At 74.8% G+C, this 16,530-nt stretch carries 17 protein-coding genes; 13 read left to right on the top strand and 4 right to left on the bottom strand.

The annotated features are described in order from the left end of the window. Positions 1-88: 88 nt before the first annotated feature. Positions 89-514 (bottom strand): CBS domain-containing protein, encoded by a 426-nt coding sequence (locus L2C96_RS42735; RefSeq protein WP_237340141.1) that lies wholly within the window; start codon positions 512-514, stop codon positions 89-91. A 128-nt stretch (positions 515-642) separates the two neighbouring features. Between L2C96_RS42735 and L2C96_RS42730 the strand changes: the two genes are divergently transcribed. The 7 genes from L2C96_RS42730 (at position 643) to ppk2 (ending at position 5,602) form a co-directional block, all read left to right on the top strand. Next, the gene (locus L2C96_RS42730; protein WP_237340140.1) at positions 643-1,206 is read left to right on the top strand and encodes an Rv1733c family protein; all 564 of its coding nucleotides are present in this window, start codon (positions 643-645) and stop codon (positions 1,204-1,206) included. Positions 1,207-1,220: 14 nt separating this feature from the next. Continuing rightward, positions 1,221-1,652, top strand: coding sequence for a hypothetical protein (locus L2C96_RS42725; protein ID WP_237340139.1), 432 nt, complete (start codon positions 1,221-1,223; stop codon positions 1,650-1,652). Further along, positions 1,642-2,418 carry a universal stress protein gene (locus L2C96_RS42720; protein ID WP_237340138.1) on the top strand — a complete coding sequence of 259 codons (777 nt, stop codon included), beginning with the start codon at positions 1,642-1,644 and terminating at the stop codon, positions 2,416-2,418. Before L2C96_RS42725 ends, L2C96_RS42720 begins: the two co-directional genes overlap by 11 nt. An 81-nt stretch (positions 2,419-2,499) precedes the next feature. Further along, positions 2,500-3,015, top strand: coding sequence for a flavodoxin family protein (locus tag L2C96_RS42715; protein WP_237340137.1), 516 nt, complete (start codon positions 2,500-2,502; stop codon positions 3,013-3,015). Then, positions 2,996-3,976: an Acg family FMN-binding oxidoreductase gene (locus L2C96_RS42710; protein ID WP_237340136.1), complete on the top strand. Its 981-nt coding sequence runs from the start codon at positions 2,996-2,998 to the stop codon at positions 3,974-3,976. The genes L2C96_RS42715 and L2C96_RS42710 overlap by 20 nt, the downstream gene beginning before the upstream one ends. Positions 3,977-4,025: 49 nt before the next feature. Further along, positions 4,026-4,823: a universal stress protein gene (locus L2C96_RS42705; RefSeq protein ID WP_020420175.1), complete on the top strand. Its 798-nt coding sequence runs from the start codon at positions 4,026-4,028 to the stop codon at positions 4,821-4,823. Next, positions 4,820-5,602 (top strand): polyphosphate kinase 2, encoded by a 783-nt coding sequence (ppk2, locus tag L2C96_RS42700; protein ID WP_237340135.1) that lies wholly within the window; start codon positions 4,820-4,822, stop codon positions 5,600-5,602. The genes L2C96_RS42705 and ppk2 overlap by 4 nt, the downstream gene beginning before the upstream one ends. Positions 5,603-5,656: 54 nt before the next feature. Here the strand turns inward: ppk2 and L2C96_RS42695 are convergent, their stop codons facing one another. Next, positions 5,657-6,103 carry a universal stress protein gene (locus L2C96_RS42695; RefSeq protein WP_237340134.1) on the bottom strand — a complete coding sequence of 149 codons (447 nt, stop codon included), beginning with the start codon at positions 6,101-6,103 and terminating at the stop codon, positions 5,657-5,659. A gap of 151 nt (positions 6,104-6,254) precedes the next feature. Between L2C96_RS42695 and ppsA the strand changes: the two genes are divergently transcribed. The 5 genes from ppsA to L2C96_RS42670 all read left to right on the top strand — a co-directional run bounded on the left by ppsA (position 6,255) and on the right by L2C96_RS42670 (position 14,237). Next, positions 6,255-8,498, top strand: coding sequence for a phosphoenolpyruvate synthase (ppsA, locus tag L2C96_RS42690; RefSeq protein ID WP_237340133.1), 2,244 nt, complete (start codon positions 6,255-6,257; stop codon positions 8,496-8,498). Between the two features lie 114 nt (positions 8,499-8,612). Beyond that, positions 8,613-10,019 (top strand): DUF4389 domain-containing protein, encoded by a 1,407-nt coding sequence (locus L2C96_RS42685; RefSeq protein WP_237340132.1) that lies wholly within the window; start codon positions 8,613-8,615, stop codon positions 10,017-10,019. A 6-nt stretch (positions 10,020-10,025) separates the two neighbouring features. Then, positions 10,026-11,402 (top strand): wax ester/triacylglycerol synthase family O-acyltransferase, encoded by a 1,377-nt coding sequence (locus L2C96_RS42680; protein WP_237340131.1) that lies wholly within the window; start codon positions 10,026-10,028, stop codon positions 11,400-11,402. An 85-nt stretch (positions 11,403-11,487) separates the two neighbouring features. Then, complete coding sequence (locus L2C96_RS42675; RefSeq protein WP_237340130.1) at positions 11,488-11,958, top strand: DUF6069 family protein; 471 nt, start codon at positions 11,488-11,490, stop codon at positions 11,956-11,958. Beyond that, a complete protein-coding gene (locus L2C96_RS42670; RefSeq protein WP_237340129.1) occupies positions 11,955-14,237 on the top strand; it encodes a heavy metal translocating P-type ATPase in 2,283 nt (760 codons plus the stop codon). Before L2C96_RS42675 ends, L2C96_RS42670 begins: the two co-directional genes overlap by 4 nt. Positions 14,238-14,562: 325 nt before the next feature. Here L2C96_RS42670 and L2C96_RS42665 read toward each other — a convergent pair whose 3' ends face one another. Next, on the bottom strand, positions 14,563-15,555 hold the full coding sequence (locus tag L2C96_RS42665; protein ID WP_020420167.1) for an Acg family FMN-binding oxidoreductase: 993 nt from the start codon (positions 15,553-15,555) through the stop codon (positions 14,563-14,565). Positions 15,556-15,692: 137 nt separating this feature from the next. On the opposite strand from L2C96_RS42665, the gene L2C96_RS42660 reads away from it, so the two are divergent. Beyond that, a complete protein-coding gene (locus L2C96_RS42660; RefSeq protein WP_237340128.1) occupies positions 15,693-16,148 on the top strand; it encodes a universal stress protein in 456 nt (151 codons plus the stop codon). Positions 16,149-16,217: 69 nt separating this feature from the next. On the opposite strand, the gene L2C96_RS42655 is transcribed toward L2C96_RS42660, so the two are convergent. Further along, positions 16,218-16,530: helix-turn-helix domain-containing protein (locus L2C96_RS42655; RefSeq protein ID WP_237340127.1), on the bottom strand; the 313-nt coding region annotated here is incomplete at its 5' end.

Here is a 16,530-nt window from a genome sequence, read left to right as displayed (position 1 = left end):
GCCCGCCCCCGGGAGCACCGTGCTCAGCCATCACCGCCCCAGTCTGGCAAACGGCTCGCGGGCAGCACCAGTGCGCCGGCGCCGGTTTTCACCGCGCGGCGCGTGCGTTCAGCAGGTGCGTCAGCAGGTCGCGCCAGCTGACGATGCCGACCACCTTGCCATGGTCGACCACTGGCAGGCAGCGCTGGTGCGAATCGACCAGGCCGGTCGCCACCTCCGCGACGTCCGCGTCGGCAGGCGCGGCCAGCGCCGGGGCCCGCATCACCGAGCCGACCGTGATCGCGTCGACGCCGAGCATGACACCGCCGTCGGGTTCGGTCCGGCCCCGCAGCGCCGGGGCGTACCGGGCGGCGGCGAGGTCGCCCTCGGTGACCAGGCCGACGAGTTCGCCGGCGGCGGTCAGCACCGGCAGCGTCGTGTAGCCGCGGTCGAGCATCAGCGCCGCCGCCTCCTCCAGTGTCGCCTCGGCGGTGACGCCGACGACCGGTGAGCTCATCAGTTCCCGTATCCGCATGCTCTGATCGTCGGCCGGCCGCGGCGGCGCGGGAAGGGACGTACGGCCGCGACAGCGGAGACCAACGGCCCTTCGCCGAAAGCCGCCCGGTGACGACCCTGGTGAACGGACGACACGAGGAGGATCCGGTGAAGACCTGGCGACCGCCGCACCTGCGCGGCAACCCGCTGACGCGGGAGTCCGACCGCCGCGAACGGCTGGCGCTGCTCGTGGCCGTCACGGTCGTGGTGCTCGCGGCCCCGTTCGCGGCGCTGCTCGGCGACCGCGTGCACCAGTGGCAGGAGCGGCTGGCGGTGAGCCAGCAGGACACCCGCACCGCGGTGACCGCGACCCTGCTGGCCGACGCGCCCCCGCCGGCGGGTTACCCGCCCGGCGGCACGGCCCGCGTCGAGGCGGAATGGCCGCTTCCCGGCGGCAGCACCGCGACCGGCGGCGTCACCGTCCGGCGGGGCGCGGAAGCCGGTGACACCGTGGACATCTGGATCGACGAGAACGGCGAGCCCGCGGCGGCTCCGGTGACGGCGGAGACCGCGATCGTGAACGGGGTGACCGTCGGCGCGCTGAGCTGGGCGGCCGTGATGGGGCTGTGCGGACTGGGGTTCTGGCTCTACCGCCGGGCGCTCGACCGGCGCAGGCGGGACGAGTGGGCGGACTCGTGGGACCGGTTCGACACCAGGCGCACGCCGTTCTGAGGAGAGGAAAAGGCATGGACAAGCTCGGGGAACGACTGGGATGGCGCCACGACGAGCGCCTGGCGCGGCGACGGCCGTGGCTGGCGTCGCTGACCGCGCTGATCGCTGTGTCCGCGTGGGTGGGGGCGGTGGGCCTCGTGATCGGCGCCGTCGATCTTGGCGACACCGTGACCGCGCGGCTTCCCTTCGACAGCACGGTGTTCGCTGGGATCACCCTCGGCGTGCTGATCGCCGTGCCGATGACGGTGGTCACCTGGCTCGCCGCGCGGCGGGATCCGCGCACGAGCCCGGCCGCCGTCGTCGCGGGCGCGGTGCTGATCGGGTGGATCGCTGTCGAGGTCGGCATCGTCCGGACGTTCAACGTCCTGCAGCCGGTGGCCGTGCTGGCCGGGCTGGTGGTGCTGGTGGCCGGGCTCCGGGACTTCGGGCGCGTGCGTGACCGGTGAGGTCGTCGCGGGCGTCAGCACCTCGCCCGGATCGTGGTGCGCCGCGCGGTGGGCGGCGGATCTCGCGACGAGCCGCCACCTCCCGCTGCATTTGGTGCACGCCGGCGACGCGGACCTGGAGGTGCGCCTGGACGACGGCACCGCGCTGCGGGTGGAGCGGCTTCCCGGACCGCCGGCCGACACGCTGCTCGCGTTGTCGGCGACCGCCGCGTTCCTGGTGCTCGGCGCCTCGGCGCGGGCCCACGCGGCGGACCGGAACCTGCGGTCGCCGGCGCTGGTCCTGGCCGCCCGCAGTGCCTGCCCGGTGGTCGTGGTGCGGGGGCGCCCGGCGCCGTCCGGCCCGGTGGTCGCCGGGGTCGACGGTTCCGGGGCCGCCGAGCGGGCGATCGCCGTGGCGTTCCAGGAGGCCGCGCACCGGGGCGTGCCGCTCATCGCGCTGCACGCCCGCAGCGACGCGGAATACGTGACCGCACCGGGGAACCGGTTGCGCCTGGAGTGGGAGCCCGCCGCGGGCGACGAGCACCGCACGATCGCCGAGCGGCTGGCCGGCTGGCAGGAGCGGTACCCCGACGTGGTCCTGCACCGGATCGTGCGCCGGGACCGGCCGCGGCACCACCTTCTGGAGCTCAGCCGGCGGGCGCAGCTGGTGGTGGTCGGCAGCCGGGGCCGCGGCGGAGTCGGCGGCCTGGTGCTCGGCTCGACCGGGCGGGCGCTGGCGCAGGGCGCGGGCTGCCCGGTCGTGGTCGTTCCGCCGTGCGGGTCCTGAGGTCCCCGCTTTCGAGGACCTTCGCACCTGTCCGCAGGCGCCCGCCCGGCCGCAGGGTTGGGGAAACGGAAGGAGGAGGTCATGCGAGCACTGGTCGTCTACGAGTCGATGTTCGGCAGCACCGAGGAGGTCGCGCGGTCGGTCGCGAAAGGACTGTCCGGCCGGATGCACGTGGACGTGGTCAACGTCGACGACGCCCCCGACGACCTGACGGGCGTCGACCTGGTCGTCGCGGGCGGACCCACCCACGTGCACGGGCTCACCGGGAAGCGGTCCCGCGCCGCGGCCGCGGATCAGGCGGGGGAGCAGCCACTCCACTCGCGCAAGCGCGGTCTGCGGGAGTGGCTGGAAGCCCTGGCCACCGCGTCGCCGGGCACGCAGGCCGTCACCTTCGACACGCGGATCGAGAAACCAGCGTGGCTGACCGGATCCGCGGCCCGCGCCGCGGCGAAGCACCTGCGCCGCAAGGGTTACCGGGTGAGCGCGGCCCCGGAGAGCTTCTTCGTGACCGGCAAGGAGGCCGGCGACCTGCACCCGGGCGAGCTCGACCGCGCCCGCTCGTGGGGGGAGTCCCTCGGTGACCGCGCCGATGGCTGAGGGGTTCGCCCGCGCGCTGGCCGCCGCGGTGAAAGCGCCTTCACCGCACAACACGCAGCCGTGGCGGTTCGAGGTCCGCGGGTCGCGCATCGACGTCCTGCTCGACCCGGAGCGGGTGCTCCCGGTGAGCGATCCCGGCGCGCGGCAGGCCAGGCTCGCCTGCGGTGCGGCCGCGTTCAACCTGGTGATCACCCTGCGCGCCGAGGGACGCCGGGTGTCGGTGCGGTTCCTGCCCGGGCCGCGGCGGCTGGTCAGCGTGGACGTACCGGGCAGGCGCGAACCCACCGAGGCGGAGCGCGCACTGGCGGCGGCCGTGCACGCGCGCCACACCAACCGCAGGCCGTTCGACGACCGGCCGGTACCCGAGCGCGCCCGCTCGGCGCTGGTCGCCGCGGCCCGGGAAGACGGGGCGGAGCTGCACCTGCTCGACCGCGGCGCCCGGTACGACGCCGTCGCCGCGCTGGTGCGGCGCGCGGAACGGCTGCAGGAGACCGACGAGCGCTACCTCGGCGAGGCGGGCCGGTGGACCGGGCGGCCCCGCGGGGAGAGCTCCGGGGTGCCGGCGACCGCGGCGGGACCCCCGGCCAGCCCGGCGCCGGCACTGGCGTTGCGCGAGTTCGCGGGCAGCCGGGAGATGCCGGCGCGGGAGTACGAGCAGCAGCCGCTGCTCGGGGTCGTGACCACCCGGCAGCCGGGGCAGGACACGCAGGCCGGGTTCGCGGTCGAGCGGGTCCTGCTCACGGCGACCGCGCACGGGCTGAGCGCTTCGTTCCTGTCCCAGCCGTTCGAGGTGCCCGGAACGCGCGCCGACCTGGCCACGCTGTTCCGGGACGAGGGTGAGCCGCACACCTTGCTGCGCCTGGGTTTCGGCTTCACCACGCCCGGCTTGCCGCGACGGCCCGCGGACGAGGTCACCACGGTAATCGAGGAGCCCGGAAGGGCCGAAGGGCTCCCCGGGTGAGGCCGCCCGGCCCTGGCCGCCGCCGGATCCGGCACGCGAGAGTCGGGGCATGGCGCGTGAACAGAAGGCGGTGCTCGCCGGTGTCGACGGTTCGGCCCCGGCGCTGGACGCGGTGCGCTGGGCGGCGCGGGACGCCGCATTGCGGAAGCGGCCGTTGCGGCTGATCCACGTCGGGGAGGACGCGGACTGCCTCGCCGAGGCCGAGACCGCGGCAGCGGCGGTCCCGGACGGGCAGATCCGCGGCGGCGCGCGAACCGGCCACCCCGCGGAACGGCTGATCGAGGAATCGGCCACGGCCGTGGTGGTGGTGCTGGGCTCGCACGGGCTCGGCGGGTTCCCCGGCATGCTGCTCGGATCGGTCGCGGGCGCGCTCGCGGCGCACGCGCACTGCCCGGTCGTCGTGGTGCGCGGCGCTCCGCCCGCGGACGCGCCCGTGGTCGTCGGGATCGACGCCTCGCCCGGCGGCGACGCCGCGCTCGCGTTCGCCCTCGACGAGGCGAACCTGCGCCGCGTGCCGCTGCTCGCGGTGCACACCTGGACCGACATGACGATGGGGGAGACCTGGTCGGTGCTGCCGATGGACGCCGACTACGGCGCCATCGCGGAGGACGAACGCCGTCTGCTGGCCGAGCGGCTCGCCGGGTGGCGGGAGAAGTACCCGGACGTCGACGTGCGCCCGGTGGTGGTGCGCGACCGTCCGGTGCGCGGGCTGCTCGCGGCGGGCCAGGACGCCCAGCTCATCGTGGTGGGCTCCCGTGGGCGCGCCGACTTCGGCGGCGTGGGGCTGGGCTCGACGAGCCAGGCGCTGCTGCACCACGCCCCGTGCCCGGTGGCGGTGGTCCGGTGAGCCTGCGCAAGGACGCCTACCGGCGCGAGCTGGTGCGGCTGCAGGGCGAGCTGGTGAAGATCCAGGAGTGGGTGCGCGCCGAGCGCAGGCGGCTTGTGGTGATCTTCGAGGGCCGGGACGGCGCCGGCAAGGGCAGCACCATCAAGCGGGTCACCGAGTACCTCAACCCGCGGGTGGCGCGCATCGTCGCCCTGCCAAGGCCGGACGAGCGTGAACGCGGCGAGTGGTACTTCCAGCGCTACGTGGCGCAGCTGCCCGCCGCCGGGGAGATCGTGCTGATGGACCGCAGCTGGTACAACCGCGCCGGCGTGGAACGGGTCATGGGGTTTTGCACGACACCGCAGTACCAGCTGTTCCTGCGGCAGTGCCCGATCTTCGAGCGGATGCTCGTCGAGGACGGCCTCCTGCTGCGCAAGTACTGGTTCTCGGTGAGCCAGGACGAGCAGGAGCGCCGCATCCGCGCCCGGCTGGACGACCCGATGCGCCGGTGGAAGCTGTCCCCGGTGGACCTGGACTCGCTGACCCGGTGGGACGACTACTCGCGCGCCAAGGACGACATGCTCGTCCACACCGGCATCGCGGAAGCGCCGTGGCACCTGGTGGACAGCGACGACAAGCGCGCGGCGCGGATCAACATGATCCACCACCTCGTCACCAGCATCCCCTACACCGAGGTGCCGCCGCCCGCGCTGGAGGTCCCGTCGCGGCCGCCGTCGAACTACGTGCGGCCGGCGGCGAACGCGGGCAGCTACGTCCAGGACCACGCGAGCACGCTGTGACGCCCGGCGCGGCGGCCGCCCGGGACTGTCCTTTCCGGACGGCCGCGCGATCCGCTATTGCGCGGCGTGGGCCGTCATGACGACGACCGGGCAGTGGGCGTGCCGCACCACCTGGGTCGCGACGCTGCCCAGCAGCAGTTCGGTCAGCGGCCGCGCGCCGTGCGAGCCGACCACGAGCAGGTCGGCGTCCGCGGAGGCCTTGTTCAGCTCGGTGGCCGGGTCGCCGCTGAGCACGACCTCTTCCACCTCCGGCGCCCCCGGGCCCCGGGTCTCCTGGACCGTCGAGTGCAGCAGGCCGGCGTAGGCGCTGTCCTCGCCGACGGGGATCCGCCCGTGCGGCTGGATGGCGTAGGACGTGCCGGGCAGCAGTTCGTCGCGGACGCGGACCAGCATCGCGCGCACCCGGTCCCCTGGCCGCGCCTCCGCCAGCGCCCACCGCAATGCGGCGCGGCTCTGCGCCGAACCGTCCACGCCGACCACGATCGTGCGGGATTCGCTCATCGGACTTCCTCTCTGTCAGTCACGGACAGCGTCGCGCTCGGGGACGCCGCTCCGGCAGGGCAGAACGGACCGGGTGGCGGGGACTTCCGGCCCTGCCTGCCGTCCGCGCGGCTCCGCCACCGTGGAACGGACGCGAAGAGAGGCGAGGACCATGACTTTCGTACGGGAGCTGTCCGCGATCCGGGCCGACGACGCCCTCTCGGCCGGCGGCAAGGGCGCGAACCTGGGTGAGCTCACCGCGGCGGGATTCCCGGTGCCGCGCGGGTTCGTCGTGCTGCGCGAGGGCTACTGGGCGACCACCGAGTACGACGGCGTCCGCGACGAGCTCGCCCACCTGCACGCCGAGGCGCTCGGCCTGGCCGACGACCCCGAGCGGCTCGCCGAGCACTGCGACCGCATGCGGGACCTGGTGCGCAAGGCCACCCTCGACCCGCGGGTCCGCGCCGAGGTGGTCGCCGCCTACGCGCAGCTGGGGCCGGACGCCGTGGTCGCGGTGCGGTCGTCGGCGACCGGGGAGGACGGCGCGGACGCCTCCTTCGCCGGGATGAACGCCAGCTTCACCAACGTCACCGGCGAGCACGCGCTGCTGGAGCGGCTCACCGACTGCTGGGCCTCGCTGTTCTCCCCGCGCGTGGTCGCCTACCGGGCGGGCCGCGGGTTCACCGGCGAGCCGGCGATCGCGGTCGTGGTGCAGGAGATGGTCCGGGCCGAGCGCGCCGGTGTGGCGTTCACCGCCGACCCGCGCACCGGCGACCGGGGAGTGGTCGTGGTCGAGGCGGTGTTCGGCCAGGGCGAGACGCTGGTGTCGGGCGCGGTGTCCCCGGACACCTACGTCGTCGGCAAGGACGACCTGAAGGTGCGCGAGGTGCGCATCGGCGACAAGACCCACAAGATCGTCCACGGCCTCGACGGCGACACCCGCGTCGAGCTGTCCGCGGCCGCCGCGCACCAGCGCGTGCTCGGCGACGTCACGGTGGTCGAGCTGGCCCGTCTCGCCCGGCGCGTGGAGGAGCACTACGGGCGGCCGCAGGACCTGGAGTGGGCGGTGGACGGCGACCGGACCTGGCTGGTCCAGACGCGGCCCATCACCACGCTGGGCCCGGAGCCGAAGCCCGCCGGGCAGGTGCTGCTGCGCGGTCTGGCCGCGTCGCCCGGCCGGGCGGGTGGCGCGGTGCGCGTGCTGACCCGGCCCGACCAGGGCAAGGCCCTGCGCAGCGGGGAGATCCTCGTCGCGCCGATGACGAACCCGGACTGGGTGCCGACACTGCGCCGCGCGGCGGCGATCGTCACCGACGGCGGCGGGATGACCTGCCACGCCGCGATCGTGGCCCGCGAGCTGGGCGTCCCATGCGTCGTCGGCGCGGGCGGCGCGACGACGCTGCTGACCGACGGCGAGGAGGTGACCGTCGACGGCAGCACCGGGGAGGTCCGCAGCGGCATCACCGCCGCGCCCGCCCGCACGGAGCCCGTCGCGGCCCCCGCGGTGGCCGCCGAGCCCCTCGCCACCCGCCTGTACGTCAACCTCGCGATCGCCGACCAGGCCGAGCGCGTCGCCGCGCTCCCCGTCGACGGGGTCGGCCTGCTGCGCGCGGAGTTCCTGCTCACCAGTGCGCTCGGCGGACGCCACCCCCGGGACCTGCTGGCCCGCGGCGAGGGCGAGTCGTTCGTGACAGCCATGAGCGAGTCGCTGCTGACCATCACCCGCGCGTTCGGCGCCCGCCCGGTCGTCTACCGGGCCACCGACCTGCGCAGCAACGAATTCCGCGGCCTGACCGGCGGGGAGCGCTACGAGCCCGCCGAGCACAACCCGATGATCGGCTACCGCGGCTGCTTCCGCTACGTGCGCGAGCCGGACCTGTTCGACCTCGAACTGCGGGCGCTCGCGCGGGTGCGGGAGGAAACCCCCAATCTGCACCTGATGATCCCGTTCGTGCGCACGAAGTGGGAGCTGGAGGAGTGCTTGCGCCTGGTCGACGCCAGCCCGCTCGGGCGGTCCCGTGGTCTGCGCCGGTGGGTGATGGCCGAGGTGCCGTCGGTGGTGCACTGGCTCCCCGAGTACGTGGGCCTCGGCATCGACGGGGTCTCCATCGGCAGCAACGACCTGACGCAGCTGATGCTCGGTGTGGACCGTGATTCGCGCGAGTGCGCCGAGTTGTTCGACGAATCCGACCCGGCGGTGCTGGACGCGATCGGCCGGATCGTGACGACGGCCCGGTCGCTCGGCATCACGTCGTCGCTGTGCGGGCAGGCGCCGTCCAACCGGCCCGAGTTCGCCGAGCATCTGGTGCGGCTGGGCATCACGTCGATCTCGGTCAACCCGGACGCCGTGCCGGCCGCCCGCGCGGCGATCGCCTCCGCCGAGCGGCGGGTCCTGCTGGAGCGCGCCCGGTCCTGACCGCCGCCCGGCGGGGCCGGAATGCCCCCGGACCCGGGACCTTCGTGCCTGGTGACCACACCACCCCCGCGCGCAGCGTGGTATTTCGACCGATTCTTCTGCCGGAGGTGTCCGATGGACGTCCGCATGACCTACCCGGTCCGGGTCGAGGGGAACCTCGACACCGGGCTGTCCCGATGGCTGTGGCTGGTGAAATGGCTGCTGGTCATCCCGCACCTGGTGGTGCTTTCGTTCCTGTGGCTCGCTTTCTTCGTGGTCACCGTGGTCGCGTTTTTCGCGATCCTGGTGACCGGCCGCTACCCGCGAGCGATCTTCGACTTCAACGTCGGCGTGCTGCGCTGGTCGTGGCGGGTGCAGTTCTACTCCTACAGCGCGCTCGGCACCGACGCCTACCCGCCGTTCACGCTCGCCGACGTGCCCGCCTACCCGGCGCGGCTGGAGATCGACTACCCGGAGCGGCTGTCCCGCGGGCTGGTGCTGGTGAAGTGGTGGCTGCTGGCCATCCCGCACTACATCATCGCCGGGTTGTTCGCCGGCGGCGGCACCTGGCTGATCGGGTACACCGACGACGACGGGTTCACCTGGGCGGCCGGCGGCCTGGTCGGCATCCTGGTGCTGGTGGCCGGGATCGTGCTGCTGTTCAGCGGCCGCTACCCGAAGCCGGTCTTCGACTTCGTGCTCGGAATGGACCGCTGGGTGCTGCGGGTCGCCGCGTACGCCGCGCTGATGACCGACGCCTATCCGCCGTTCCGCCTCGACATGGGCGCGCACGACCCGGCGGGGCCGGTCACCGAGCCGTCCTCGCCCGAGCACTGGCAGCCGGCGAACCACCGCTGGACCGGCGGCAAGGTGGCGTCGGTGATCACCGGCGCGGTGCTCGCCCTGACCGCGACGGGCCTGCTCACCGGCGGCAGCACGCTGCTGTGGGCGGACCGCGCGCAGCGGGACTCCGACGGCTACTTGTCGGCCTCGAACAGCCTCAGCGCCACCGGCTACGCCATCGCCACGGAGGACATCGAACTGGCCGGCACGGCCGCCGACTGGAGCGGCATCCAGCGCCTGGTCGGCGACGTGCGGGTGCGGGCGACCGCGGCCGACCCGGCGACCCCGGTGTTCGTCGGCATCGCACCGTCCGCCGCCGCGGCCGGTTTCCTCGCCGGCGCCCAATACGCCACGGTGACCGACTGGTCCACCGACCGGTTCGTCGTGCACCCGGGCAACCGCACCCTGCCGGCGCCGGAAACCGCGGGCATCTGGACGGCGCAGGCGAGCGGCGGCGGAACCCAGACTGTGGTGTGGCCGATGCGCAGCGGCGACTGGACGGTCGTGGTGATGAACGCCGACGGCTCACCCGGGGTGAACGTGGTGGCCGAGATCGGCGCGACGGTTCCCGCGCTCGACGACATCGCCTGGATCGTGATCGGCGTCGGGCTGGCGCTGCTGGCCGGCGGCGTGGCCCTGATCGCGGTGCCGGTGCACCGGGCCGCGCAGCGTCCCGTCAGCGCGCAGACGGAGTCCTGACGCGACGTGGAACGTCTGTCCCCGCTGGATCTCGGCATGCTGTGGCCGGACGACTTCGGCTGGCCGGAGGACATCGGTGTGCTGGCGGTCCTGGACGGGAACCGGACGGCGGGGCGCTTCTCGCTCGACCTCGCACGCGAGGTCGTCGGGAAGCGCCTCCCGCTGGTCCGGCGGATGCGGCAGGTCCTGCGGGTCCCGCGGTTCGGGCTGGGGCCGCCGTACTGGACCGACGCGTCCACAGTGGACCTGGAGTACCACGTCCGGGCGGCCGAGGTGCCTGCCCCGGGTGACGACGAGCAGCTCCTGGTCGCGGTCGAACGGATCCGGCGGCGCAGGCTGGACCGATCGCGTCCGTTGTGGGAGATGTGGCTGCTGACCGGGCTGGCCGGCGGCCGCACCGGGCTGTTCGTCCGCCTCCACCACACGATCGCCGACGGTGTCGCCGCGGTCGCCCTGCTCGGCGAGTTCTTCGACCCCGGGCCCGAGGTGCGTGCCCTCGCGGCGCCCTGGCCGGTACCGGAGCCGGAGCCGACGGCGGTGCAGTTGCTGGCCGACAACACCCGGCGCCGGTGGCAGGCGGTGCGCCGGGGCGTGTCCGTGCCGGCCCGCCTGCCGGCAACCGTTTCCGCGCTGCGCCAGGCGTGGCCGGCCTTCCGGGAGCTCCTGGCCGAGGAACGGGCGCCGCGGACGAGCCTCAACACGCCGATCGGGCCGGGACGGCGGTTCGCGCTCGTCCGCGGCGACCTGCCGCTCGCGAAGCGGATCGGCGCCGCGCACGGCGCGAAGGTCAACGACGTGCTGATGGCGGCGATGTCCGGCGGGCTGCGGGAGCTCCTGCGCGCCCGGGGCGAGCCGGTGGACGCGCTGGCGCTCCGCGCCTACGTGCCGGTGTCCCTGCACCAGGAGCCGCGGGACCGGCTCCGCGGAAACTTCGACGGCATGATGCTGGTGCGGCTGCCCGTCGGCGTGGCCGATCCGGTGCGGCGGCTTGAGATGATCGCCGCCGAGACCACGGAGCGCAAGAAGCACAAGCGTTCCGCGGGCGGCGGCGTGCTCTTCCGCGTCAGCGCGTTGCAGCGCGCGGTCCTGCGCAGGATGGACCGGCAGCGGTGGGCGAACGTCTACGCCGCGAACGTGCCGGGCCCGCCGGAGCCCTTCCACTTCGCCGGCGCGCGCGTGCTCGAGTTGTTCCCGATCGTGCCGCTGATCGGCAACATCACCCTCGGCCTCGGCGCGCTCTCCTACGCGGGGCAGCTGGCGATCACCGTGGTGGGCGACGCCGACGCTTGCCCGGACGTCGAGGTGTTCACCCGCGGCGCCGAGCAGGCGCTGGAGGCGCTTGCGGGCTCCCGCGGCAGGGACTTTGGTCCGGCCGATCGGTGACGCTCGGCCGCGTCGCGGGGCCGGGCGCACGCGGTTCGCTGGGAGGCGCCGGAAACCGGCATGCGAAATTCCGTGGGAGGCTGACATGAACGAACCTGGAACCGGCGCCACGTCACGGGTGCTCGGGGGGCGCCTGTGGGCCGGTGGCGCGGCGAGCGCGTGCGTCGCCGCACTGGTCGCCGTCGTCGGCATCCTCATCGCCCGCGGCCTGCTGGACATCCCGGTGCTCGCGCCGCGGCGGGCGGGTACCTGGGGCGGCGCGAGCACCCTGACCTACGCGCTGGTGTCCGCCGCGGTCGCGCTGGCCGCGACCGCGCTGCTGCACCTGCTGCTCCTCACCACCCCGCGGGCCCGCGCCTTCTTCGGGTGGATCATGGTCCTGCTGACCGTCATCGCGGTGGTGGTCCCGCTCGGGCTGTCGGCGGCGCTGGACGCCCGCCTCGCCACCGCGATCCTCAACCTGGCCATCGGGTTGTCGGTCACGGTGACCCTCAGCGGCGTCGCGGGGTCGGCGATCGTCCGCGACACCGCCCCGACGACCTACCCGTACCCGTGACGCGGCGCGAACCGCTGCTGCTCGGCGCGGTCGCCGCGCTGCTGACAGGCGGCGGCCTGGCCTGGCTGCTGGACGCTCCCCGCGTCGCGGACGGGCTGTGGGGCGGCGCCACCGCGGTCGCCCTGGTGCCCACGCTGGTCTGGGTCGCGGCGGACCTGCGGGCCCGTCGCTGGGGCGCCGACGTGCTCGCCGTGCTCGCGCTGGCCGGCACGCTCGCGGTCGGCGAGTACCTGGCCGGCGCCGTCATCGCGGTCATGGTCGCCACCGGCCGGGTCCTGGAGTCGGCCGCGCGGGCCCGCGCCGGGCGTGACCTCTCGGCGCTCCTGCAGCGCAGTCCACGGCAGGCGCGCCTGCGCCGCGACGGGCGGCTCGACACCGTGCCGGTGGACGAGGTCCGCCCCGGCGACCGCGTGGTGGTGCGGCCGGGGGAGATCGTCCCGGTGGACGGGGAACTGCTCGAACCGGGTGTCTTCGACGAATCGGCGCTCACCGGGGAACCGCTCCCGGTCGCGCGGCCTGCCGGTGAGGCCGTCCGCAGCGGCGTGGTGAACGCGGGCGCGGCGACCGACCTGACGGCGCGGTCGAGCGCCGAGCAGAGCACCTACGCCGGTGTGGTCCGGCTCGCCAGGGAGGCCGCGGCGTCGTCCGCGCCGGTCGCCCGGCTCGCGGACCGCATCGCCGTCTGGTTCCTGCCCGCGGCGCTGCTCATCGCCGCCGTCGCGTGGATCGCCACGGGCGACCCGGACCGCGCCGTGGCCGTGCTGGTCACCGCGACCCCGTGCCCGCTGCTCCTCGCGGTCCCGATCGCGATCACCGGCGGCATGTCCAGCGCCTCCCGCGCCGGCGTCGTCGTCAAGGGCGGCGCGGCCCTGGAACTGCTCGGCCGCGCCCGGACCCTGTTGCTGGACAAGACCGGCACGATCACCGAGGGGGCCCCGCAGGTCCTGGACATCGTCTGCGCGCCGGGCACCACCCCAGCCGAGGCGCTCGCACTGGCGGCCGGCGTGGAGCAGTACTCGCCGCACGTGCTGGCCGGAGCGGTGCTCCGGGCCGCGCGGCGCGCCGGTGTCCAGCCCGCTGCCGCCGAGCAGGTCACGGAAGAGCCCGGCCGGGGCGCCTCCGGCCGGGTCGGCGACAGCGTCGTCCACGTCGGCAAGCCACCGGACGACTCGTTGCCGGAGTGGGCGATGGCCGCGGCTCGGCGCGGCAGGCTCGACCTGGCCACCGTGATCTGGGTGGCGCGCGACGACCGGCTGCTCGCGGCGCTGCTGGTCCGCGACCGGATCCGGCCGGACGCGGCGCGGACGCTGCGGCGGCTGCGCGGCATCGGGCTCGACCGCGTGGTGCTGCTGACCGGCGATCGCGTCGACAACGCGCGCGAGGTGGGTGAGCAGCTGGGCCTGGACGAAGTCCTGGCCGGGGCCAGCCCGGCGGACAAGATCGCCCGCGTCCGCCGTGGCCCCGGGGTGACCGTGATGGTCGGCGACGGCCTCAACGACGCACCCGCCCTCGCCGCGGCCGACGTCGGCATCGCGCTCGGCTCGCGGGGTTCCACCGCCGCGGCGCAGGCCGCGGACGCGGTGATCCTGGACGATCGCATCGACCGGCTGGCGGAGTCGGTGGAGATCGCGCGCCGGGCGCGCAGGTTGGCCGTGCAGAGCGCGGCGACGGGCACCGCGCTGTCGGCGCTGGCGATGGTCGCCGCCGGGTTCGGGTTGCTGGTCCCGGTCGCCGGTGCCGTGGTGCAGGAAGCCATCGACGTGGTGGTGATCCTGAACGCGCTGCGGGTCGTGTGGTGGCGGCGGCCCAAGCCGGAGCCGGCCACCGACGTCCTGTTGCACCGCTTCGCGCACGAGCACGAGGAACTGCTCCCGGCGCGCGCCGCGGTCCGGCAGGCCGCGGACGCGCTGACACGGGGGGCCGGCCCCGAGGCCGAAGCCGCGGTCCGGCGCGCCCACCGGATGCTCCTCGACCGGCTGCTGCCCCATGAACTGGCCGAGGAGACGCAGCTCTACCCGGCGCTGGCCGGGATGCTCGGTTCCGAGAGCACCGTGCCGATGAGCCGGGGGCACGCCGAGATCACCCGCCTGACCCGGCGCCTGGGACGGCACCTCGCCGAGGCTCCGGATGGGCTGCGCCCCGACCAGATCGACGACCTGCGCGCGACCCTCTACGGCCTGGACGCCGTGCTCACCCTGCACGTCGCCCAGGAGGAGGAGGCGTACTTCTCGCTGGCCGCGCCGGGCGAGTCGTCAGGGGACGGCAAGGCCGGGCGGTAGCGCCGCGCTGCGACGGAAGGGGACGCCGGCCCGTGTGGCCGGCGTTTTCTTGTGTGGCGGGTGTTCATGTGGAGGACCGTTAGCCCGGAGGCGGACCTCACACTGGCCGCGTCAGGTGGGGCGTTAGCGCCGCGCTGCGACGGCAGGGGGACGCCGGCCGTGTGGACTGGCGTCCCTTCGTGGCGGGTGGCGGGGGCTGTTTCGCCCCGGAGGAGCCCCACTTCCAGCTGCCCGGAAACGGCGGGGCGGCAGGAGTGGGGTTTTCCCTCCCCGCACGAGAAGGGCGCCGGCCACGCGGCCGGCGCCCTTCTCGATGGTCGGTTCCTCAGGTGGCGGACTGCGTGCTGAGCGGGGTGACGACCTCGGCCAGCGGGCGGCGCGGTGTGGCGGGCAGCGGGTCGGCGTTGACGGGCGCCCAGCCGACGCGCAGGACCATCTGCGGCATGGTGCCGCCGGTGACGCGGTCGCGCACCTGCTGCCGGGTGCCGGTGATCTCCAGCGGCTCGGTCAGCGGGCAGGAGGCCAGTCCGAGGTTTGTCGCGGTCAGCAGGACCGCGCTGGTCGCCTCGCCGGCACGCAGCCGGGACAGCGGATCGTCCGACGCGGTGCCCAGCACCAGCAGCACCGTCTCGTCGTCCTCGCCGTTCGTGCCGGGCGGTTGCGCGAGCTGGGGATCGGCGAACGGGCGGCCGGGCAGCGCGCCCGGCGTGGGATCGGGCGCCGGGGCGTTGACCGCGGGCACGCCCTCGGTGGAGAAGTGCCGTCCGCTCCACGCGGCCAGCTCCATCCGGTAGGCGGGGTCGGCCGCGTGGCGGCGCGCCGCCTCGAAGACCGCTTCGGCCAGGTGGTAGCGGGCCGAGCCGGTGGCCTCGCGCAGGATGACGCCCTCGTCGGCGGCGCGCGCGGCCATGGTTTCGATGTGGCTGTCGGGCACCGGCCAGGAGCTGTGCCGCCGCCGGTCGGTGCGTCGTCGCGGGATGGCCGCGGCCAAGGCGATCTCTTCCTGCCCCGGTTCGTGGCGGTGCAGCTCGACGGCGGCGAGGTGACCGGGTTCGGCCGGGTTGGGCAGCCGGTGCACCTCGGCGCGCCAGCCCAGCGCCGCGAAACCCACCCGCAGGTGGTGCAGCGCCGCGCCGCAGCTGAGCAGCAGGTCGCGGCCGTCCGGGTCGGTCTCCGGCAGCTGCCGGGCCGGGTCGGCGTAGAGGTGGACGGTGCGGTCGCCGATCCGCCACCGCCAGGGCTGGGTGTTGTGCACCGACGGCGCGCGCACGGCCAGCGCCAGTGCCGCGTTCACGGTGTAGTCGTCGGGAAATGTCATGCCTCCAGTGCAGCTCAGGCCAGGCGTGGCGGGCAGGGCCGGGATGCCCGCGTGGCGGGGACCAACGGCCCTTCCTGCCGTCCCCGGCGCCGCACGACGCTGGACGCGGCGAAAACGGCGTGCGGAAGGACGACGTGATGGCATCGATCGTGGTGGGAGTGGACGGTTCGGCCGGCAGCGCGGAGGCGCTGCGCTGGGCGATCACCGAGGCCGCGCCGACCGGCCGGGACGTGGTGGCGGTCAACGTCTGGAGCTACGCCGGCGGCGGCGAGGCCGCGGAAGCGGTCCGCCTGGCACACCGGCACGCCCTCGACGAGCTGATCGACCGCGTGCACACCGGTGCCCCCGAGGTCCCGGTGCAGCGCGAGATCGTGGAGGGCGACCCGGTGCGGATGCTGCTGTCGGTGTCGTCGGACGCCGCGATGCTCGTTCTCGGCAGCCACGGTTACGGCCGGCTGTCCCGGGCGCTGCTCGGGTCCGTCGGGGCGCAGTGCCTGCGCCACGCGCGCTGCCCGGTCGTGATCATCCCGGCCAGGCGGACCGCCGGTCACCGGCCATCCGAAGTGGACGCGCACGTCGGCCGCGTGAGCTGAACTGAGCAGTAAAAAGGGCCTCCGGCGGATCGCCGGAGGCCCTTCCCCCTCGCCCTCGCGGGTGGTCTGTCAGCGCACTACGGGCGCCCCGGGCCGGGGTGCGTCGGCGTGCTCGCCGGTGCGGAGTTTGGCGGCGAGGACGGCGGCCTGGGTGCGGCGTTCGAGTCCGAGTTTGGCCAGTAGCCGGGAGACGTAGTTCTTGATGGTCTTTTCGGCGAGGTACATGCGCTGCGCGATCTGGGCGTTGGTGAGTCCTTCGCCAATCAGGTCGAGCAGGGTGCGTTCGCGTTCGGTGAGCCCGGCCAGCGGCCCGTCGTCGCGGGTGCGGTCGCGGAGTTTGGCCATGAGGGTGGCGGCGGCGCGGGTGTCGAGCAGGGAGCGG

Source organism: Amycolatopsis tucumanensis (assembly GCF_021654135.1).
GTDB lineage: Bacteria > Actinomycetota > Actinomycetes > Mycobacteriales > Pseudonocardiaceae > Amycolatopsis_E > Amycolatopsis_E tucumanensis.
This window is presented reverse-complemented; position numbering and strand designations above follow the sequence as displayed.